This window comes from Leptospira langatensis, assembly GCF_004770615.1.
GTDB classification, from domain to species: domain Bacteria; phylum Spirochaetota; class Leptospiria; order Leptospirales; family Leptospiraceae; genus Leptospira_B; species Leptospira_B langatensis.
Genome location: NZ_RQER01000006.1, coordinates 82,797 through 100,658, shown reverse-complemented (window position 1 = coordinate 100,658; position 17,862 = coordinate 82,797). Strand labels below are relative to the sequence as shown.

Genomic DNA, 17,862 nt, shown 5'->3' with positions numbered 1-17,862 from the left:
AGAGCGATGGGATCTCCTCCCGCGTACGACGGGAGGAGATATGGGATCAAGGTTGAGGAGTCGTATCTACGGGAGCGGTAGGGATCCTTCCTGAATCAGGCATATTGAAGATCATAGGCAATGCGTCCTTGCCTGTAGGAACGAGTAATAGTTTGGTATTCGGGTTCTCAAACGCTTTCAACTGCAAGTATTGTTTGGTCAACTGAGCGGCTATGAGTTTCTGAGCCTTTGCCTTCGCTTGGGCCTCGATCACGATTGCCTGTGCGTTACCTTCCGCTTCGATTGCAGTGGATTTTGCCTTAGCCTCCGCATGGATGACAGTAATCTCCGCATCCTTCTTCGCGATATTGATCTCGAATTTCATCTGCTCCTGTTCTTGTTCTTTGGTGAGTTTACCTTCGATCGCAGTCAAGATAGGACGGCTATATTCGATATCGTCTATGATCACATCATCTATCTCTATGTGCTTTCCTCTCAGCTTGTCTCCCAAGGCTTGTCTGATATCGGAAGAGACCTTAGGAGTTTCCTTGGAAATTCGGATCATGCTATAAGCGGATAATGCGTTACGCACAGAGGTTCGAAACTGAGGGCGGACCACCTTGTCATAATAATCCGGACCGATCTCTATCTGCAGGTTATAGATCTCGCTAGGAACAGGCCTGAGGATGACCGCTGCAACAACGTTAATGGTCAAATCGTCTCTAGTAAGAACGTCTACTTTTTCTTTGTAAGAAGTCCATTGGGTCGGATATAGAATGATATCGTTCCAAGGAGCGTAGAAATAAAGAGCGTTAGTCAATAGATCTCTTTGTAAACCACTCGTTAGAGGATGATACCTGAGTCCGGCCTCTCCGGGACGGATATTGGTATAGCAGCCTGTGCTTGCAATGAAGCCCAGGAGGAGGACTGCAAGACAGCTGAATTTAAGGGAAAAGAAGTGAAACCTGTTCATAAAAATCTCCGGAGAGTCCTATCTTATTATTGGACCGGGTTATAGTTCGGAACGTTTCCCTCAGAAAGGGAATCGGAATGAACGGTAAGAAAAACGGTTGTACGAATCTATTCTTTTTCTCTTATTTGGTACTCATGGGCGATGGTAGGGAAGAAGATCAAAAGGGTTTACCTAAGATCAGGACCAGATTCAAAGGGGTTGTAGATTCTATCCTTGTCCATAGGAACGAGGAGAGATCCAGGATACTGATCAAGGACATAAGACTGCTTGTTTCGGGACGTAAGGTGATCTATGCCCAAGAGTTCTACTATTCCACCAGATTCAGAAAGCAAAGACTGAAGCAAGGAGATCCTGTGGAATTCGATGCTAGAATAAGACCCGATAAGAGAGGAGTTTCCTCCGAAAAAATACGATTAAATTACCCTACAAAGATCTACAAGCATGTGGGTGATCAAACAGGCCTCTTTCCGGAGTCGTGAAGACGTTTGACTTCCTTGAACGGCCCCCGAATCTGACTTCGAGGCAAGATTTTGGAAACCATCAAATTCGTTTTGGACTTTTTTCTGCATTTGGAGCAACATCTGGATGCGTTGATCCTGGCTTATGGCACTTGGATCTATCTGATCTTATTCTTAATTATCTTCTGCGAAACTGGTCTAGTGGTGACTCCTATCCTTCCCGGTGATAGTCTTCTCTTTGCCTTAGGTGCCTTCGCCGCTAGGGGAAGTCTGGATCTGGCAACCGTTCTGGTGCTGCTCATCATCGCCGCCATTTTAGGCGACACAGTGAACTATTCCATCGGCAATCTGGCGGGAGACCAAATCCTATCCAAAGAAAAGATCCCTTTCCTGAACAAAAAGCATCTGGAAAAGGCCCACAGATTCTACGAGCAATATGGCGGAAAAACGATCATCATTGCCAGATTCATTCCGATCATCCGTACCTTCGCTCCTTTCGTAGCGGGTATCGGAAAGATGACCTACACTAAATTCATTCTTTATAATATTGTAGGAGGAGTCCTCTGGATCGTCGTATTCACACTAGGCGGATATAAGTTCGGCAATCTAGAATTCGTTCAGAGAAACTTTAAGATCGTGATCCTTGCGATCATCGTGATCTCCGTGATGCCTGCCGTCATAGAATTCATCAGAGAATCCAGAAAAGCAAGACGACGTTCACAGAGTTAATCATCAAGAAGAAGGGCAATCCCTGATCTGTGAGATATTCCTCACAAAGGGTTTGTCCTTATAACGTTTAAACGGAGGGGATTCCATATCTCTCTTGCGGTCCGAGTCTCCTCCGCTTCCTGCCGGACTGATCCCTACCGGTCCGAAATTGGAAGGTGGAAAGAAACAACGCGGGAACTCCTTTGCTTGCTCCAATTTCTTAGCCTTCTCCTTGGCTTTAAAGACCGCATCTTTTACTCGAACAAACAGAACAGAAGAATCCTCCGACCAACGTATCCTGTACTCCGGCGTTTCATTCCATTCTTTTAAAACGAATTCAGAATAAGAGCTGTCCAAAGAAGAAGATTGCCCGTTTACATCCGCAAGTACTAGAGTAGGGGATTGGATCTCCAGGTTTGCATCCAATATACCCAAGATCAATGCTGCAGTTCCTCCGTCAGGAGAAGGAACGAAATGAAGAATGGTCTGACCCTCCTTTAAGAAACCTTTCGGATCAAAAGAATGAAATCCTTTGGGAGACCAGACTGCGGGGAATCGATCGACACTTCCGTACTCGTCATTCGAACCTTGGATCCAGAACAAGCGATTCGTCTCGGAATGAAAGTATACGGAGCCTGGCAGGGTCCAGGAATTGATCTCATAGGAATAGATAGGAGGATCACCGTCTATCTTTTGCGGTTCGTTCAGATCGTAGATCCTGAACTTAGTACGATAATTCTTTTTGATCGTGGTGCCGGTCAAAGGATTCCATGGTTCCTTCTCTTCATACAATACTTCCGTCTGTACGATGTTCTTTCCCGATTCGGACCATCCTCTTTCTATAGCGAGGCTTGCGGGTTTCCAACGGATCTGAGAGCAGGAGATCAATAGTATAGGGAGCGCGATCCAAAGAAGTTTCATAATTTCTAATATACCGGGAGAGTATGACCTTTATAGAGTAATGAATCGATCCATCTTGCTATCGATCCTGTAATATATCTTCGCCGATCCGTAAGGATAGGAAGATCCTATTTAAAAGGGTTTTATTCGAGTTGAAAAGGAAAAAATAAGGTGGGTAGCTTAAGCGAAGAAAACAAAAGCGCGTCGGAATCGACGCGCTTTGAGCCGGATATTATCTCCAGCCTTCGTTTTTCAATTCACTATGGTTTAAATACAGTCCCGCTGATCCAACGGAAGGAGCTCTTGTATGACCTTGGAATTGGGTATAAGTTACGTTCGAACCGAACGGCCAAATACCTTCGTACTGTGTCACTGACGATTGGCAAACATCCAAACCGCCTGCTTTATTGTAAGCGCAGGAAGAGTGGAATGCGACTGCGTAATCGTCTTCTCCAGGAAGAATCAAGGAAGCACCGATCATACCTTTGGTTCCCGGTACTTGGTACACTGTAATACCATTAGTGGTATTGTGATTGTATGCGCCGCGAGCGGTGCCAACGATCAAGGATTTATCCATAGCGTTACCAGCGAATCCGAACGTAATACCGTTCAGGGCGGAAGCAAGCTCGGATCCACCGGAAGCGGAAGCCAATGCCGTTACTTTCGTAAGGTTATAGCCTTTGCTAGAAGTGGTTCCTCCTAAATTCGAGAGCCAGTACTCGATTGCATAGCAACCCGCGCTATGACATACGATCTTGCAAGAGTTGGAACCTTTGCAATATGTATTCAAGCCCGTAGTGATATTGGTCTGAGCACGAGCGGTTCCATAATTTCTTGGGTCAGAAGTTCCATCGTATCCGACGAAGATCTTTGCTCCCGAAACAGAATTCGGTGCAGTTCCCCAATAATTATTCACGTCCGTAGTTCCCACTCCATTGTGGTTGCTGTCAGATTTTCCGTGAATGAAAACCGTGTAGGTTTGCGCGGAAAGCGAGCCAGCAAACAATGATGCGAAAACACATCCCAATATCATACTCTTCCAATTTTTCATCTTCTCTATTCTCCGATCTTTTGGGAAGGCCAAGTAACCAGGTCACTTGATTTTCCCGGTCTACAAGTATGAGTGAAAGGGGGTTTAGAGTCAAGTGGATTGGGTTCTTTTTAACATAACAGATCAAATACAAAAATGTAAAAAGGAAATACATAATATAAGAAAAATATAATATATAGCGATCGCTACAATAGCATACTCTGTTTGTTATAAGTTTTTTAAAACAACCGTTGGGAATAGAAATTTCGGTGTAACTCGTTGAATCGACAAACCATTGCGCAGTGTGCAAATGAATACGTTCTAGTAAAACTAAACCGAAAGGGTTATGGTGGGGTAGAAGAGGTCCTTCTATAAAATAAGGGTTGAGCTAGCTTCCATATATTCATATACAGGTGAGCCGAATAGGAATAGAAAGATCGCCTGAATGAATCGAAAAAAAATTTTTATCTACCTTGGACTTGCTCTTGTAGTGGCCTTAGTTTTTTATCTATTAAGGGATGAGGCCGAAGAGAACGGTTGGTTCTTATCGGAAGAAGAGAAGAAAGCAAAAGCAGAATGGATGGCAAAGGGAGGTCCTCCTGGCGGAGGTTCTTCTGAGGCGGACGATCCAAACTACCTGGAGAAACTGGACCAGGCCGTTCCCCCTGAGAAAGTGCTGAAGGATTATTTGGAATGGGCAGAATATCCGCCTAACTCCCGTCCTCTTACAAAGTACAATTCGGACTTATTAGATCCTTATTTCATTCCTCTCGTGGCTATTCCTATGGTGGATCATCCCCAAGACAAAAAGGGGAATGGTTACTCTTGCAAATTGCAACCATTGCAATGGGCGGCAATCGGGATCAAGGATCCTCTTCATATCACTTTGGAATGTTTCGGTCCGACTTACGAAAGAGCTCCATTAGATGTTCGTAATGTAAAGCTTTGGAAGGAATTCGACGGGATCAAGTATCCTGCGCTTCCTCCGTATGGGAACGATCATGGGATCGACGGGGATGTACGAGCTAAGGATAATGTGTTCACCTTCGAATGGAGACCGAGTTATAAGGATTGGGGGGACATGTACTTAGAAGTGGAATTTGTCTATGGCAAGGAGAAGAAACAGGGAAAACTAATGACCTCTTTCTTCTCTTCTCCGAATCAACCTGCGGAGTGGAGCGGCTATTTCTTGGATAATGCGAAAGAGGGCTCTCTAAACGTAAAGGCGGGTCTGAATATATTCAAGGCGGGAACGTATCATTTGGAAGGAAATCTGGTCAACGCGGCAAATGGAGAACCTATTGCTTGGGCTTCCTTCGACGGAAAGTTAGCTGCGGGTCGACAAGAAGTGGACTTTCTATTTTATGGAAAGCTAATACGGGAAAGTGATTACGAAGGCCCGTATGCACTGACACAATTGAGAGGTCATAGGGTAAATCTTGCAGTGGATCCGGATTGGTTCGGTCAGGGAGAAGATGGCATGAAGAAGATCCTGGCTGCTAAGACGACAGAGCCTGACAAGGAATTGGTAGCGCCATATAAGGAGAAATTCACTACCAAAGAATACAGTATGAATAGTTTCTCCTTAAAGGCTTGGGAAGCTCCCGAAAAGGACCAAAAGATCAAACAGCTACAGGATATGGTAAAATAGGATTTTTGCTCAAGAGCGATAGCTGCCTGAGACAGGTTTGTCCCAAATTTCAGGATCGATTCGCCTCTACATTTCTTTATCAGTAGTCGACAGCTAAAAGAAAAGCCCGGTAATAAGACCGGGCTTTTTACTTTTTTGGTACTCGTGAAATTGGGATTAGTGGGTTTGCAACCAGTTCACTAGATCGCCCAAGACTTTGGCTTTGTCTGCCGGAAGCTCGTTCATGGTTTCATGATACAATCCTTCGTAAACGCGTTTGGTCTTGTCTGCGGCAGGAATTACCTCAAAAGCCTCATCCGTTCCGACAGAAAGAGCGATAGCGTCTTCTTTGCCATGGAACATATACACTGGTATCTGGATTTTCGCGGCTTTTTCTAAGGCCTTTTCTTTCGAATTCAATAAGAAGTCTCCTAGGTATGCGCCCACGGAACCGTGGACTAAAGGATCCTTTTTATAGGCTTTGACTACTTCTTTGTCGTGAGAAAGAGCGTTTACGTCCAATCCGGTAGGAACCGTTAAGGTCGGGAAAGCTCCTGCTAAAAGACTTCCTGCGCCTTTCTTTATGTTCATTACCAGATCCGTTTTGACTGCGATCGGTAAGCCGCTTAGTACGAGACGATCCAGATTTGCTTGGTAAGAAGGTTCTCCCGCATAGAAAAGAGAAATAAGTGCCCCCATGGAATGGCCTAGGAGAGTTACTTTTTTTGCGTTTTCTTTTTGTTTGGCGATCCCGATCAATCGATCCAGATCCGCAAGGAACTGGTTGAAATGTGTGACTACTCCTCTACTGCCTCCGGATTTCCCGTGACCTCTGGCATCTATTAGATAAATATTATATTCTTTTCCGGAGAGAGCTTCTACTAGATTATCATATCTCTTTCCATGTTCTCCGATCCCATGATGGACAACCAGGGTCCTTGGATTGGATGCGTCTTTTGCACGATACGCTCTGTAATAGATGGATACGTCTCCGGCTCCAGCAAAGGTTCCGTCTTCTAGATGATAGTTTTGTTCCCAAGTCATTGGGCAAGGATCTAGGAAATCTAAAAATTATGGAAGGAAATTTCTTTTTAATTCGATTCTTTCTCTATTTTGAACGAACGTGATGATTCCTTTATGATGCGAAATAGATCAGGTAGGACTTTGCTCATCGGTAAATAAACCGGGTAGCAGATCTTCTTGTCCCTTCTTCTTTTTCTTATATTGATTGGGAATAGTGAAAAGATCCGTTCTGAGCTGGCTTCTTCGATTTAATCCAAATTTCCGGATGGAAAGAGAAAACCGTTTTTGTAATAGATCCGCATAGCTGCCTGTTCCTCTCATTCTTTCTCCCCATTTTGCATCATAGAGTTTCCCTCCTCTGGCTTCGGAGATGACCCGTAACACCTTTTCTTTCTTAAGAGGGTAGTGGCGGGAAAGCCAGTCTTCGAATAAGGGAGCCACTTCTAAGGGCAATCGTAAGAACACCATGCCTGCGGATTCTGCTCCTAATTGTGCGGCTGTCCCTAAAACAGTTTCCATCTCCGAGTCGTTGATGAATGGGATCACCGGTGCGAATAATACTCCTGTAGGAACTCCTACATCCGTAAGCGCCTTTACGGTCTCCATTCTCTTTCCGGGAGCCGGGGCTCTCGGTTCCAGTTTGGACCAAAGTTCTTTGTCCAAGGTTGTGATCGAGAAGAGTACCTTGATCAATCCGAGCGTTCCGAGTTTGGAAAGTAGATCCAGATCTCTTTGGATCAAAGAAGACTTAGTAATGATTGCTGCCGGTTGTTTGAATTCCAAGAGCACTTCGAGTATGCTGCGAGTGTTTTTATACACTCTTTCTCCCGGTTGGTAAGGATCTGTTGCAGTCCCGATGGTGATTGGGCTCACGGCTCCTTTCTTTTTTCTAAGTTCTTCGATGAGAAGCTCCGCAGGATTCTTTTTTACGAAGATCTTAGTCTCGAAATCCAAACCCGGAGAAAGATCCACGTAAGAATGGTTGGGTCTCGCAAAACAATAGATACATCCGTGTTCGCAGCCGCGATAGGGATTGATGCTAGCCTCGAACGGAATATCAGGGGATTTGTTCTTGGTCAGAATACTTTTAGAATCTTCCCAATAGAAATGGGTAGAAGGGGCAGGATCCTCCTCCGGATCCACATTGCGATCCTCCCACCAAGCCTCTCTTTGGATCGGATCGAACCGACTTGGTGGGCGCTTTTCTGTGCCTCGCTTCTTTGATCTCATACATAGATGAGATCAAATACTAAACATAAGTAAAGCAAAAATATATTTAGATAAAAATACCCAAGGTCGATTTTTCTTCGCCCTAGGTAAGAGATTTACTGGAGCTCTGCCTTAGCTCCTTCTCCCCAGGACAGGTACGCTGGGAGTCCTGAGATCGTGTTCGCATATTCGGAAGCCTTAGGACTTAATTCCACACCGTAGGTCTGGAAACGAGCTACTACAGGCGCGTAGAATGCGTCGGCGATCCCGAATTTCTTTCCGAATAGGAATGGACCCCCGAAAGTTTGCAGACATTCACTCCAGATAGCTTGCACTCTCGTAATGTCCTTGAGTGCGTCTGCTGGGATGTCCTTGCTTATTCTTCCGCAGAAATTCATACCTAAATGAGTTCTCATTGCGGAGAAGCCGGAATGCATTTCGGCTACTACCGATCTGGCTTGTGCTCTTGTGGCAGTGTCCTTGGGCCAAAGCTCCTTTTCCGGAAACTTCTCTGCCAAATATTCAGAAATGCTTAAGGAGTCCCAGATCTGTAATCCGTTGTCGTTTAACACCGGGACCTTGCCGGAAGGAGAATGCTTATCTATGGAGGCAGCGTATTCTGCTGTGAAAAGTTTCATCGGGATTTCTTGGAAAGAGATCCCGGATTGTTTCAAAAGGATCCAAGGTCGGAAGGACCAAGAAGAGATGTTTTTATTCCCTATTACAAGTGTTAGCTCGCTCATAACTTTGAATTTCTAAGAAGGTCGTTATAGAGCAAGAAACTAATCCTTTGTATTTAGTTTCTAAGAAGGAGTTTGTATAAAATGTACGTCTATTGTACATCACGCAACTTGCTAAATGATCTTAGGATATCCTTTAGGATTGGAGCATTCGTTCGCGGGAAATTGTGTCTTTTGTATTTAAAGAAGTATGTCAAGCCTGTGTGTACCTTATGTTCGATCGATCTTCGTTATCTTCTTCTCTTATTTTATAATTCCTTATGGGCTGTGGGATTTTTTCGAAAATGTAAGTCTTAGAAAACTATAAGATCGATCCTTGTCTCTCAGAGTTTTGGATGCTTCCATTTCTCTTTGATGAAGATGATGCGGATCGAAACTTATGATTCGTAAGAATCGGATGGATCTTAGTTTTGGAAAATATTAAAGAAATAATCCAAAGGCAAGAAAGTATGCCTGATATTTTGTTCATTTGCAATTCGGAAGGGCGCATCCTTCATGTAAACGAAAATGGCAGAGAGATTCTTGGCATAGCCTCGGCGGACTCTGCAAAGAGCTTTTCGGATTTTCTGTCCGAAACCGATCTCAAGTATCTAGAGACTGTAATCATTCCTAATGTATCTAAGTCCGGTGATTTTGCGGGAAGAGCTCTTCGCTTGAAAAAGAGAGATGGAAGCTTTCTTCCAACGAAACAACATGTTTATCTAATGCCGGATTCTAAAGAGGATCTTTCCTTCCTGTTCGTATTTAAGGAAGAAGTAGAGTCGGAAGCTGAGAAGAAAGACGCACTCTATAAGGCCTTTCAACAATCCCAGAACGGAATGTTCCTTACTGACAGAGCAGGGGTGATACTCGCAGTAAATAAACAATTCGAAGCGATCTCCGGTTTGAAAGAGAATGAACTCATCGGCAAGACCCCAAAAGCATTCCAGTCAGGAAGCTCCGCCAAACTTTTTTACGATGAGTTTTGGGAGAATGTACTACAAGGCTCCGTTGTGATCGGCAACTCGAAGAACGGTTTTGTAAAAGTCTCCGATTGGAAACAGAATGTATTCCCGATCCGAGATAAGAACGGAGAGGTTTCCAGTTTTTTAAGCACTATTTCCGCGAATTCGGAATCTTCTTCCGAAGCGAGAAGCAATTCCGTTGCGAACGATCTCAATAGACTTTCTACCGACGCTATCAAAAAGCAAGAAGGTATGGATAGAGACGCTTTGATCCTGACCCTAAGAGAAAAGACAAAGTTGACTAAGAAGGAAACCGAGATCTGTGCAGGAATCGCTTCCGGAAGGGATAAGAGCAAGATCAGTGAAGATCTAGGGATCCATCCTGGGACCATGAAGAATCACTTGAAATCCATCTATAGAAAGACAATAGATCTGGAGAAGGAGATTCCCGGTCCGGAAAGGGATAAACTCCAAAGGCTTACCATTTATTTATTCCGCTTATTGGGAGCATGATCCTTTAAGATCTTCCCTCATCGCGTTGCCCTAAGGCAAAAAAAATGCGGGGTCTCCCCCGCATAGTCAGTAACTCTGTAAAAATTTGGCTTACAACCCTGAGGCTTGGATCCCCTTGTACGAACAAGCTCCTATGTCTGTGTTACAGTAATAGAGCTTATACTCGAAATTATCGTTTGCGTCCTTTTCCAAGATCCCCGATCCGGAAAATCCTAAAGAAGAACAGGTGCTTTTAGAAGACTTCTCGCTTTCCAGAGGAGGAGCGATGTGTAGGAATCCTAGGGTCGCATTATAGAATGTCGTCCCGGAAACACTGGTGCCGCTAAAGATCTGCTTGAAGCTATCGTAACAAGTTCCTTGGTACGAGATCCCATCGTTTGTTTTCATGTTCACAACGGAAAGGGTTCCGTCGTTTACAGGATTGGCGAGTACGGATGCGAAGAGTCCTCCGCTGTCTACTTCGTTGGATTTCGCGCAGGATACTGCGAAGATCGCGATACTTAAGAAAATCGTTATAGATCTGATATGTTTCATGTTCTTTCCCTTACGCATTATTCCGCTCTATAGCGGCCTTCGGCTGCGGAGTAGTATTTTTCCTTTGTGGTGACCCCTGTTTGGAAGCTGAACTGGGCCTGGACGATGATTACCTGATTGTCCAAAGGCTTAGCAGCTCCCGTAATAGCGTCCTGTCCTAACATAGTGTGGAAGTTATTATAAAAGACTTGGATCTTCATTAGATGTTTATCCAAGAAGATATTCACACCTGCCCAATAAGACTTAAACGTATCTTGAGGATCGATCTTGCCGTTCCGATTGTAATCTCCTTGCAGATAATCATAACGAAGTACAGGCATGATATAGTACTTCGAAAGGATCGGGATATTATATCCGACAGTTACATGATATCCAGTAGTATTATTGGATGCAGGGCCGCTCATTTTGGTGAATGCACCGTTCAGATAGAATCCGTTTGATGTAAAGGTAGTATCATAGTTATGAGCGATGAGCCCGAACCTTGGAGTCCCGGGAGTGGTGGAATTGTTTTGTACCAAGCTCGTCGAGGAAGATCCAGGATAAGAGAAAGGGATCCCATACAATGCGGAGGTTCCTCCATCCGGTGTGGATTGAGGAGTAACCATTGCGATGTTCGGCATTCCACGAGGATAAGCGTCTACTATATTGTTCAATGTAGAGTTATTGATCGTAGCGAAATTCTCGGTTTGCCATCCGGAAGCACCGATGGACCATTTAGTTTCCTTTTGGAAGATCTCCTCTCCTTCATGCCAGCCGACTTCTTTACCGACTTGGTTTACAAGACCGCCGAGAGGGTTGAATGTTACCCTCCAAACATAAGTAGGTGAGGTAAGAACATTCGTTGCGTTACCATTCCGAGTATTGTAAAGATCCGTTTTTCTTCCAGTACCGTAGTCCCCACCGGCGCCTCGTCCGTTTCCGACGTAACCGTTCAATGCTAAGTACTGAGTATATTTAGGTCCGAAGATCTCTTTTAAAGGGTGTACGGTTAACATGACCCCCATATCGAACTGCGGAAGTGCTGCGGTGATCATGGAACGTTCTACGTTCACCATGTTTTGAGAAGATCCTATATACTCCCTATTGAAGGGAACATTGATCTGTCCGAATGTAAGACGAGTATTCGCAAATTTGGACTGTAGCCATCCCACCGCCTCTTGGATCGCTCCTCTATTATTAGAAAGTGTGCTTGGTGTAGTTACTGCAGCCGCAGTTGTTGTACAACCTGCATTCGTACAAACGTTTGTGGTCTTTGCGGGAGAAAGTTCGGGACGAGCGACCAGGTTCTCCAGACGAATATTGATAACGCCTCCCCACCAGTCGGCGCCTTCGTACATGGCTCCCAATCGGAGTCGGCGAACGTTCCAGTCTATCGCTTGGAAATCACTATTGCCGTTACTAAAGTTAGTGTCTTGGGATCCTGAGATACCTCTGAATTGCAAGCGACCATAGATAGTAAGTTTTTCTTTCTGCGGATCGGCGGGTCTATGTGCAGATTGATTAGGAACATCGGTAAATTCATAACCTTTTAAGAAATTATGATCTTGGATAAGGCCGCTCTCATGCTTATCTCCATTTGCAGTGTTTCCTTTTGCATCTGTAGCAGAAGGTTTATCCTTCTTGTCGTTACCGTTATCTTCGTCTTTTAACTTAACCCGATTCGGTCCCGGAGCTGCGAAGACCTGACCGGTCGTTTGATCCATATAAAGATCCTGAGCAAAAACGCTCCCTGTTGTAGATGCGAATGCCACAATAAGCATAACGCGTCCAATCCACTTTTTCATTCTTTTTTCCTGGAATATGCTTGCGCGAAGCAGTTTCTCCGCGTTCCCAGGAGTATTTCATCGATATGTTACGATCTCTTTACGGGATTGTTACTATTAAATATTATATTTTTATAATATTATAAAAATATAAAGCAATGGGAGGTCGGTATATTTTTTAAAAAATATACAAAGGGACGCCTTGAGGTGAGGATTGTGAGGAAATTTTTGGTTTCTGGATGACCTATTGTTGGGCATGGTCCCTGTGTGGGGGATAATGGTCGATGAGAATCCTGGAAAGAGGAGAAAACGGCCGAAAATAGTATTCCGAATTTTGAATATAGTAATGATTGTGTCGAGGGAGTTGAGAGAGTGTTGCCTAAATATTTTTCTATAGATTCCAAGATTTAAATTTTGGAATCTTATTTAGAAAGTTTCTAAAAGAGAGAAAGGCGGAGATTTAAAAAAAGACCGGAACGCTTGAAAGAAAATTCTTTTTCATTTGTTCCTTTTGAGGCTTCAAGATCCGTTTAGAATTCGCGATCTGAGCCAAATATCCGGTTCATTTCCGGCATTTTGTTTGACGTTTTACCTGTTTAGTGGGAATAAATTTGCAAAAAAGGGTTTTTGGGTGTCTGATTGAAAACTTATCTTTTCCTTAGAAAAAGAATGAAATGCCGTTTATCATTCCTGTTCTCTGGGTGGAAAGGGCTTTTAGCATTTGCGTTCCTTCTTTCTGTCTATCCTCTTTCCTCTGAGACTCCGATCTCCATCGGAGGATCCGGTCCTTCTTTAAATATAAGCACCAATATCGAATACCGTCATAGGGATCAGGAGATTCGTCTATGCTCGGAAGAGGCTTTGCAGGATCTGAAAAGCCGGGAGTGGCATTTAAACCCGATGGAAAACGTCTTACGGGTAAGAAAGACCGCGAAAGGTGCTTGGCTGCGATCTACCTTAAGTAACGATTCAGGTCTGGATTTGACGAAACGCCTCGTTTTTCTTTCGGTGAATGTCCCGAACGCGGAACTCTGCTCTTATGATTCGAAAGGTGTCTTGGAAAAGATGGAGCTTTCGGACCATTCTTCCCTGAGCCTGAGAGGTTTAATTTCTCCTTATCCTAACTTTATCATACGGATCCCGGCTCATACGACCAAGACTTACTATATTCATTTAGATGCGTATGAAGAGATTACCTATATCAATTTTCCGCTCTATCTCATGGACGAGTCCTTTTTCGGAGGTGTTTCCGTTCTTAGGAATTCGCTTATTATTGGTTGTATTCTGTCTTCCGTTCTAGGCGTTCTACTTTCCTTTGTCTATTGGTACGGGTTCAGGCAATCGGCATTTTTGTCTTTTGCGGGAATGGTACTCGTTCAACTTTCCGGGTTTTATTTACTGCATTCCAGGACTGTACATTCCCTGATCGGCTGGGAAAACAAGTTAGGCTATTATTTCTATTATTTGTTCTTAACCACTTCTTACTTTTTCTTCTATTCTCATTTATATCATTTAGCGGGACTCTTTAAGATCAGGATCAGATCCGTTTGGTTCTTCGTGTTAGGTTGTTTCTTTGCACTTTCCTTTCTTTTGGTTCCCTTGTTTACCCCTTGGGCGGAGGAAAGATTCTTTCTTTTACTGGGAGGAATGTCCGTTTTAGTTCTGTATTTCTATTATGTTCATTCTTTCTTATTCAAAAGTTCGGATCCCTATGCCAGGGCGTATCTTGCATCCTGGTGTATTTTTCTAGGAGCCTTCTTCTTAAAGGCGACTTATCATTTCGATTATAATCCATTCAATTGGATTGCGATCTTTCTGGCGCCTGCGTATCTCCCGGTTCATGCGGTGATCGTTACCGCTTGTTTAAGAAAGATGATACAAGCGCGGATCTGGGAAGGGCAAGGCGAGAACAAGTCGATCGTGCGCAAAAGCAAGGTCGCCTCTATCGATGTCGAAGGTGCCGTTTCCAAAATGAAGCAATTGTTAGAAGTGGATAAGGTATATCTTCGTCATGAGTTGAAAGAGGAACATCTAGCAAAGGATCTGGGGATCGGGAATCATCAGGTCTCCGAGATCATAAAGACCGAATTTAAGAATACATTTCCAGGATTGATCAATCTCTATCGAGTGGAAGAGGCTAAGAAGCTTCTTTTGGAATTTCCTAGTATGACTACGAACGAGGTGCGAGTGAGAGCGGGCTATAGTTCCAAGTCCGCTTTCCATTTGGAGTTCAAGAAGATCACCGGCCAAAATCCAAATGCGTATCGAAAGGATCTACTCTTAAGAAAGGAAACCTCGCCCGTCAATGCTCAGGGCGAAGCGTTTGCACCGACCGAATAAGACTCGCAAAAATCTCTTCTCTTTTTGAATTAGAGAAACGGTCTTTGGATTCTTATTTCTTAGGAACTCCCCAGACCCGATTTACGTATTCTTCTCTTCCGGAACCTTTGCGATAGCTGTGATAATGGTCCGGATTCTTTTTATAATAGTCTTGGTGATAATCTTCCGCAGGATAGAATTCACTTGCTGGAAGGATCTCTACTACGATAGGAGAGGAGAATTTTTTGGAGGCTCCTATCTTATCTTTATATTCTTGCGCCAATTTTCTTTGACTCTCGTTCTTATAATAGATCGCGGTTCTATATTGATTTCCTCTGTCTGCAAATTGTCCTCCCGCATCGGTAGGGTCGATCTGTCTCCAGTATGTATCCAATAATGCTTCGTAGGTGATCTTCTTGGGATCGTATGTGATCATTACGGATTCTCTATGTCCTGTTCTTCCGTAGCCAACATCCTCATACGTGGGATTTTTTTCTTTTCCACCGGTATAGCCTGAAACTGCGGAGATGACTCCGGGAAGTTTTTCGAAGGGGCCTTCCATACACCAGAAGCATCCTCCTGCAAATATTGCAGTCTCGGTCTTATTCGCTTCTTTTGCGAAATGAGAATTGGAATAAAAGGATATTATAAAAATCAAAAGTGCGAAACGAAACCGTTTTGCAAAGGTCTTACTGCTAATCATCTTTTCTGTCCTTGGTATCTTCGATCTTCTTCGAAATCGACTTCGCAATTGCATAAAAAAGTCCTGGTAACGAAAGAAGAATTCGATTCAATTGTATATGAATATCTTCGTAGGAGTCTGGAAATAGTTACGGGACGATCCATAGCTATTCGGGAGGGATTTATTGAGAGAACCGAAAAAAAAATAGAACTAAGTGAGTATTAAAATGAAAAAAATAAAAAACCTAAGCGAGAAATTTACATACGATCTTCCTGCAAGTATCTCCGTCTTCTTGGTAGCGATACCTTTATGTTTGGGAATTGCACACGCATCCGGAGCACCTTTATTTTCCGGAATTATTGGCGGTTTTATAGGAGGGATCCTAGTAGGAGCCTTAAGTAAGTCTCCTTTGAGCGTTTCGGGACCTACTGCGAGCTTGACTGCGATCGTACTTTCCGGTATCCGAGATCTGGGGAGTTTCGAGATCTTCCTTCTTGCGCTACTGATCGCGGGAATGGTCCAAGTCCTTCTTGGGATCTTGAAAGCAGGAGCCCTATCCGCATATCTTCCTTCGGCAACCGTAATGGGAATGTCGGTGGCAATCGGTCTAATCCTGATCATCAAGCAATTGCCTCACTTGATCGGTTACGATATCGAGGAATTTGGTGTCGAGGAATTCGATCTAACGAGAGAGGATATCAATGAGACCTATCATGATCCTCATGAAGGAAGGGAAACCAACTCATTCACCGTATTACTACATTCCATCCCGAATCTTAGGATGAATGTTTTTTTGATCGGAGCCTTCTCCTTGGTTTCGTTCTTTGTTTGGGACAGATTCTTTGCGAAGAAGTTCCAATTCTTACCTGCATCCTTGATCGCGATCGCTGTTGGGACTTCGGCCAATTTATTCTTGGGAGACCTTCTTCCGGGGGGAACCTTGAGCCAGGATCACTTGGTGACACTTCCTGTGTTCCAGAATTCTTCCGATCTATTTGGGCAATTGGATTTCCCGAACTTTTCCGCTTGGGATCTCGCCGGGGTCTGGACCCTGGCTTTGACTATTGCCTTTGCTTCTTCTTTGGAATCTCTTCTGTCCATAGAGGTGGTGGATAAATTGGATGGAGAGAATCGCAAGACCCCCATGTCCAGAGAGTTGGTGGCACAGGGTTTCGGGAATATGGCCTGCGGACTCTTGGGAGGGATACCTGTCACTAGCGTGGTTGTTCGAGGTTCCGTGAATGCGGCCTCCGGAGCGAGATCTAAGACTTCAGCAGTGTTGCATGGGGTTTGGATCGGGACAAGTGTATTACTTTTTCCTAAATTTATGAACACTATTCCTTTAGCTTCTCTTGCTGCCATTCTCGTCGTGACCGGCTTCAAGCTTTGCAAGCCTGCTTTATTCAAGACGATGTTGCATAAGGGCTATTCTCATTTTCTTCCCTTCCTGGTGACGGTGTTGACTACGATCTTCACGAATGTTCTGATCGGGACTTTTTGTGGGATATTGGCTTCTTTGGTCTTTATGCTTTATGAGGATCATAGAACTGCCGTGGTCCGGGTAGAAAACTACGGAAAGTTCAGAAGGATCGTCTTAGGAGAGAACCTAGGATTCTTTCATAAGGCCAAGATCAAGAGTGTTCTAGAAAGTCAGCCTAGCGGGATCACATTGGAGATCGATGGTACTAGGACTTTGCATCTGGACCTGGATATCAGAGAGCTCATCCATGAATTCCGGAACAGCGCATATAGAAAGGGGATCAAGGTTATCTTGGGAGGGATACCGAATATGCAAAACGATATAGAATCTTTGAAAAAGGAAATGAGCGAGTCTTATCAGAAACTTCTCTCCAATAACGAGACCTGGGTAAAAGAGATGACGGATGTGGATCCGGAATTCTTTGCAAGACATGCGGAAGGCCAGACCCCTCAGGTTCTGTTCATTGGATGTAGTGATTCGCGGGTCCCTGTGAATGTGATCACCAAGACGAATCCGGGAGAGATCTTCGTGACCCGAAATATTGCCAATGTGGTCTCTGTGGATGACATGTCCCTATTCAGCGTAGTGCAATATGCGATCGAGGTTTTGAACGTAAAGCATATCGTCGTTTGCGGACATACCGGCTGTGGTGGGGTAAGGGCCGCCTTGAAAGGCCAGGCTACAGGCCTCATCGACAATTGGATCACTCATATTAAGGATGTGTATCTGAAGCACAGGGAAGAATTGGACGCTCTTCCGGAAGAGAAACGAGAAGACAGGATGATCCAGCTCAACGTAGCCGAGCAGGTCGTAAATCTATACAAGACAGGTATGATCCAGAACGCATTGGCGAAATATGGATTTCCGGAGATCCACGGTTGGGTGTACGATATCCGGACGGGACAGATCAGTGAGGTAGATTACAAAGACCGACTGGCGAAAGAGCTAGGTGGTCTGTACGGATATTCCAAGTAAGA

The 17,862-nt window shown here is 44.3% G+C and carries 15 protein-coding genes; 6 read left to right on the top strand and 9 right to left on the bottom strand.

Translation table 11 applies throughout. The features are described 5' to 3' along the window. Positions 1–46 precede the first annotated feature (46 nt). Positions 47–952, bottom strand: a complete 906-nt coding sequence (locus EHO57_RS09760) for a prohibitin family protein (protein WP_135645239.1) — start codon at positions 950–952, stop codon at positions 47–49. A gap of 134 nt (positions 953–1,086) precedes the next feature. On the opposite strand from EHO57_RS09760, the gene EHO57_RS09755 reads away from it, so the two are divergent. Together EHO57_RS09755 and EHO57_RS09750 are read left to right on the top strand one after the other, a co-directional pair. Continuing rightward, on the top strand, positions 1,087–1,431 hold the full coding sequence (locus EHO57_RS09755) for a hypothetical protein (RefSeq protein ID WP_135645492.1): 345 nt from the start codon (positions 1,087–1,089) through the stop codon (positions 1,429–1,431). Between the two features lie 51 nt (positions 1,432–1,482). Then, complete coding sequence (locus tag EHO57_RS09750; RefSeq protein ID WP_135645241.1) at positions 1,483–2,139, top strand: DedA family protein; 657 nt, start codon at positions 1,483–1,485, stop codon at positions 2,137–2,139. A gap of 3 nt (positions 2,140–2,142) precedes the next feature. Here the strand turns inward: EHO57_RS09750 and EHO57_RS09745 are convergent, their stop codons facing one another. Together EHO57_RS09745 and EHO57_RS09740 are read right to left on the bottom strand one after the other, a co-directional pair. Continuing rightward, complete coding sequence (locus tag EHO57_RS09745; RefSeq protein WP_135645243.1) at positions 2,143–3,039, bottom strand: hypothetical protein; 897 nt, start codon at positions 3,037–3,039, stop codon at positions 2,143–2,145. 211 nt (positions 3,040–3,250) lie between these two features. Continuing rightward, on the bottom strand, positions 3,251–4,069 hold the full coding sequence (locus EHO57_RS09740) for a hypothetical protein (protein WP_135645245.1): 819 nt from the start codon (positions 4,067–4,069) through the stop codon (positions 3,251–3,253). Positions 4,070–4,493: 424 nt separating this feature from the next. Between EHO57_RS09740 and EHO57_RS09735 the strand changes: the two genes are divergently transcribed. Further along, positions 4,494–5,699 carry a hypothetical protein gene (locus EHO57_RS09735; RefSeq protein WP_135645247.1) on the top strand — a complete coding sequence of 402 codons (1,206 nt, stop codon included), beginning with the start codon at positions 4,494–4,496 and terminating at the stop codon, positions 5,697–5,699. Between the two features lie 156 nt (positions 5,700–5,855). Here the strand turns inward: EHO57_RS09735 and EHO57_RS09730 are convergent, their stop codons facing one another. From EHO57_RS09730 to EHO57_RS09720, 3 genes are all read right to left on the bottom strand, one after another. Further along, complete coding sequence (locus EHO57_RS09730) at positions 5,856–6,722, bottom strand: alpha/beta hydrolase (RefSeq protein ID WP_135645249.1); 867 nt, start codon at positions 6,720–6,722, stop codon at positions 5,856–5,858. A gap of 108 nt (positions 6,723–6,830) precedes the next feature. Then, on the bottom strand, positions 6,831–7,931 hold the full coding sequence (locus EHO57_RS09725; protein WP_135645251.1) for a PA0069 family radical SAM protein: 1,101 nt from the start codon (positions 7,929–7,931) through the stop codon (positions 6,831–6,833). 95 nt (positions 7,932–8,026) lie between these two features. Continuing rightward, positions 8,027–8,653, bottom strand: a complete 627-nt coding sequence (locus tag EHO57_RS09720) for a glutathione S-transferase family protein (protein WP_135645253.1) — start codon at positions 8,651–8,653, stop codon at positions 8,027–8,029. Positions 8,654–9,099: 446 nt separating this feature from the next. Between EHO57_RS09720 and EHO57_RS09715 the strand changes: the two genes are divergently transcribed. Beyond that, a complete protein-coding gene (locus EHO57_RS09715; protein WP_135645255.1) occupies positions 9,100–10,107 on the top strand; it encodes a PAS domain S-box protein in 1,008 nt (335 codons plus the stop codon). Positions 10,108–10,197: 90 nt separating this feature from the next. Here EHO57_RS09715 and EHO57_RS09710 read toward each other — a convergent pair whose 3' ends face one another. Further along, positions 10,198–10,641, bottom strand: coding sequence for an LA_3150 family lipoprotein (locus tag EHO57_RS09710; RefSeq protein ID WP_135645257.1), 444 nt, complete (start codon positions 10,639–10,641; stop codon positions 10,198–10,200). 17 nt (positions 10,642–10,658) lie between these two features. Further along, a complete protein-coding gene (locus EHO57_RS09705) occupies positions 10,659–12,425 on the bottom strand; it encodes a hypothetical protein (RefSeq protein WP_135645259.1) in 1,767 nt (588 codons plus the stop codon). Between the two features lie 648 nt (positions 12,426–13,073). Here EHO57_RS09705 and EHO57_RS09700 point away from each other — a divergent pair. Further along, positions 13,074–14,744 carry a helix-turn-helix domain-containing protein gene (locus EHO57_RS09700; RefSeq protein WP_135645261.1) on the top strand — a complete coding sequence of 557 codons (1,671 nt, stop codon included), beginning with the start codon at positions 13,074–13,076 and terminating at the stop codon, positions 14,742–14,744. Positions 14,745–14,796: 52 nt separating this feature from the next. Here EHO57_RS09700 and msrA read toward each other — a convergent pair whose 3' ends face one another. Next, positions 14,797–15,426 (bottom strand): peptide-methionine (S)-S-oxide reductase MsrA, encoded by a 630-nt coding sequence (gene msrA / locus EHO57_RS09695; protein WP_135645263.1) that lies wholly within the window; start codon positions 15,424–15,426, stop codon positions 14,797–14,799. 205 nt (positions 15,427–15,631) lie between these two features. Between msrA and EHO57_RS09690 the strand changes: the two genes are divergently transcribed. Then, positions 15,632–17,860 carry a carbonic anhydrase gene (locus tag EHO57_RS09690; RefSeq protein ID WP_135645265.1) on the top strand — a complete coding sequence of 743 codons (2,229 nt, stop codon included), beginning with the start codon at positions 15,632–15,634 and terminating at the stop codon, positions 17,858–17,860. Positions 17,861–17,862: the final 2 nt, after the last annotated feature.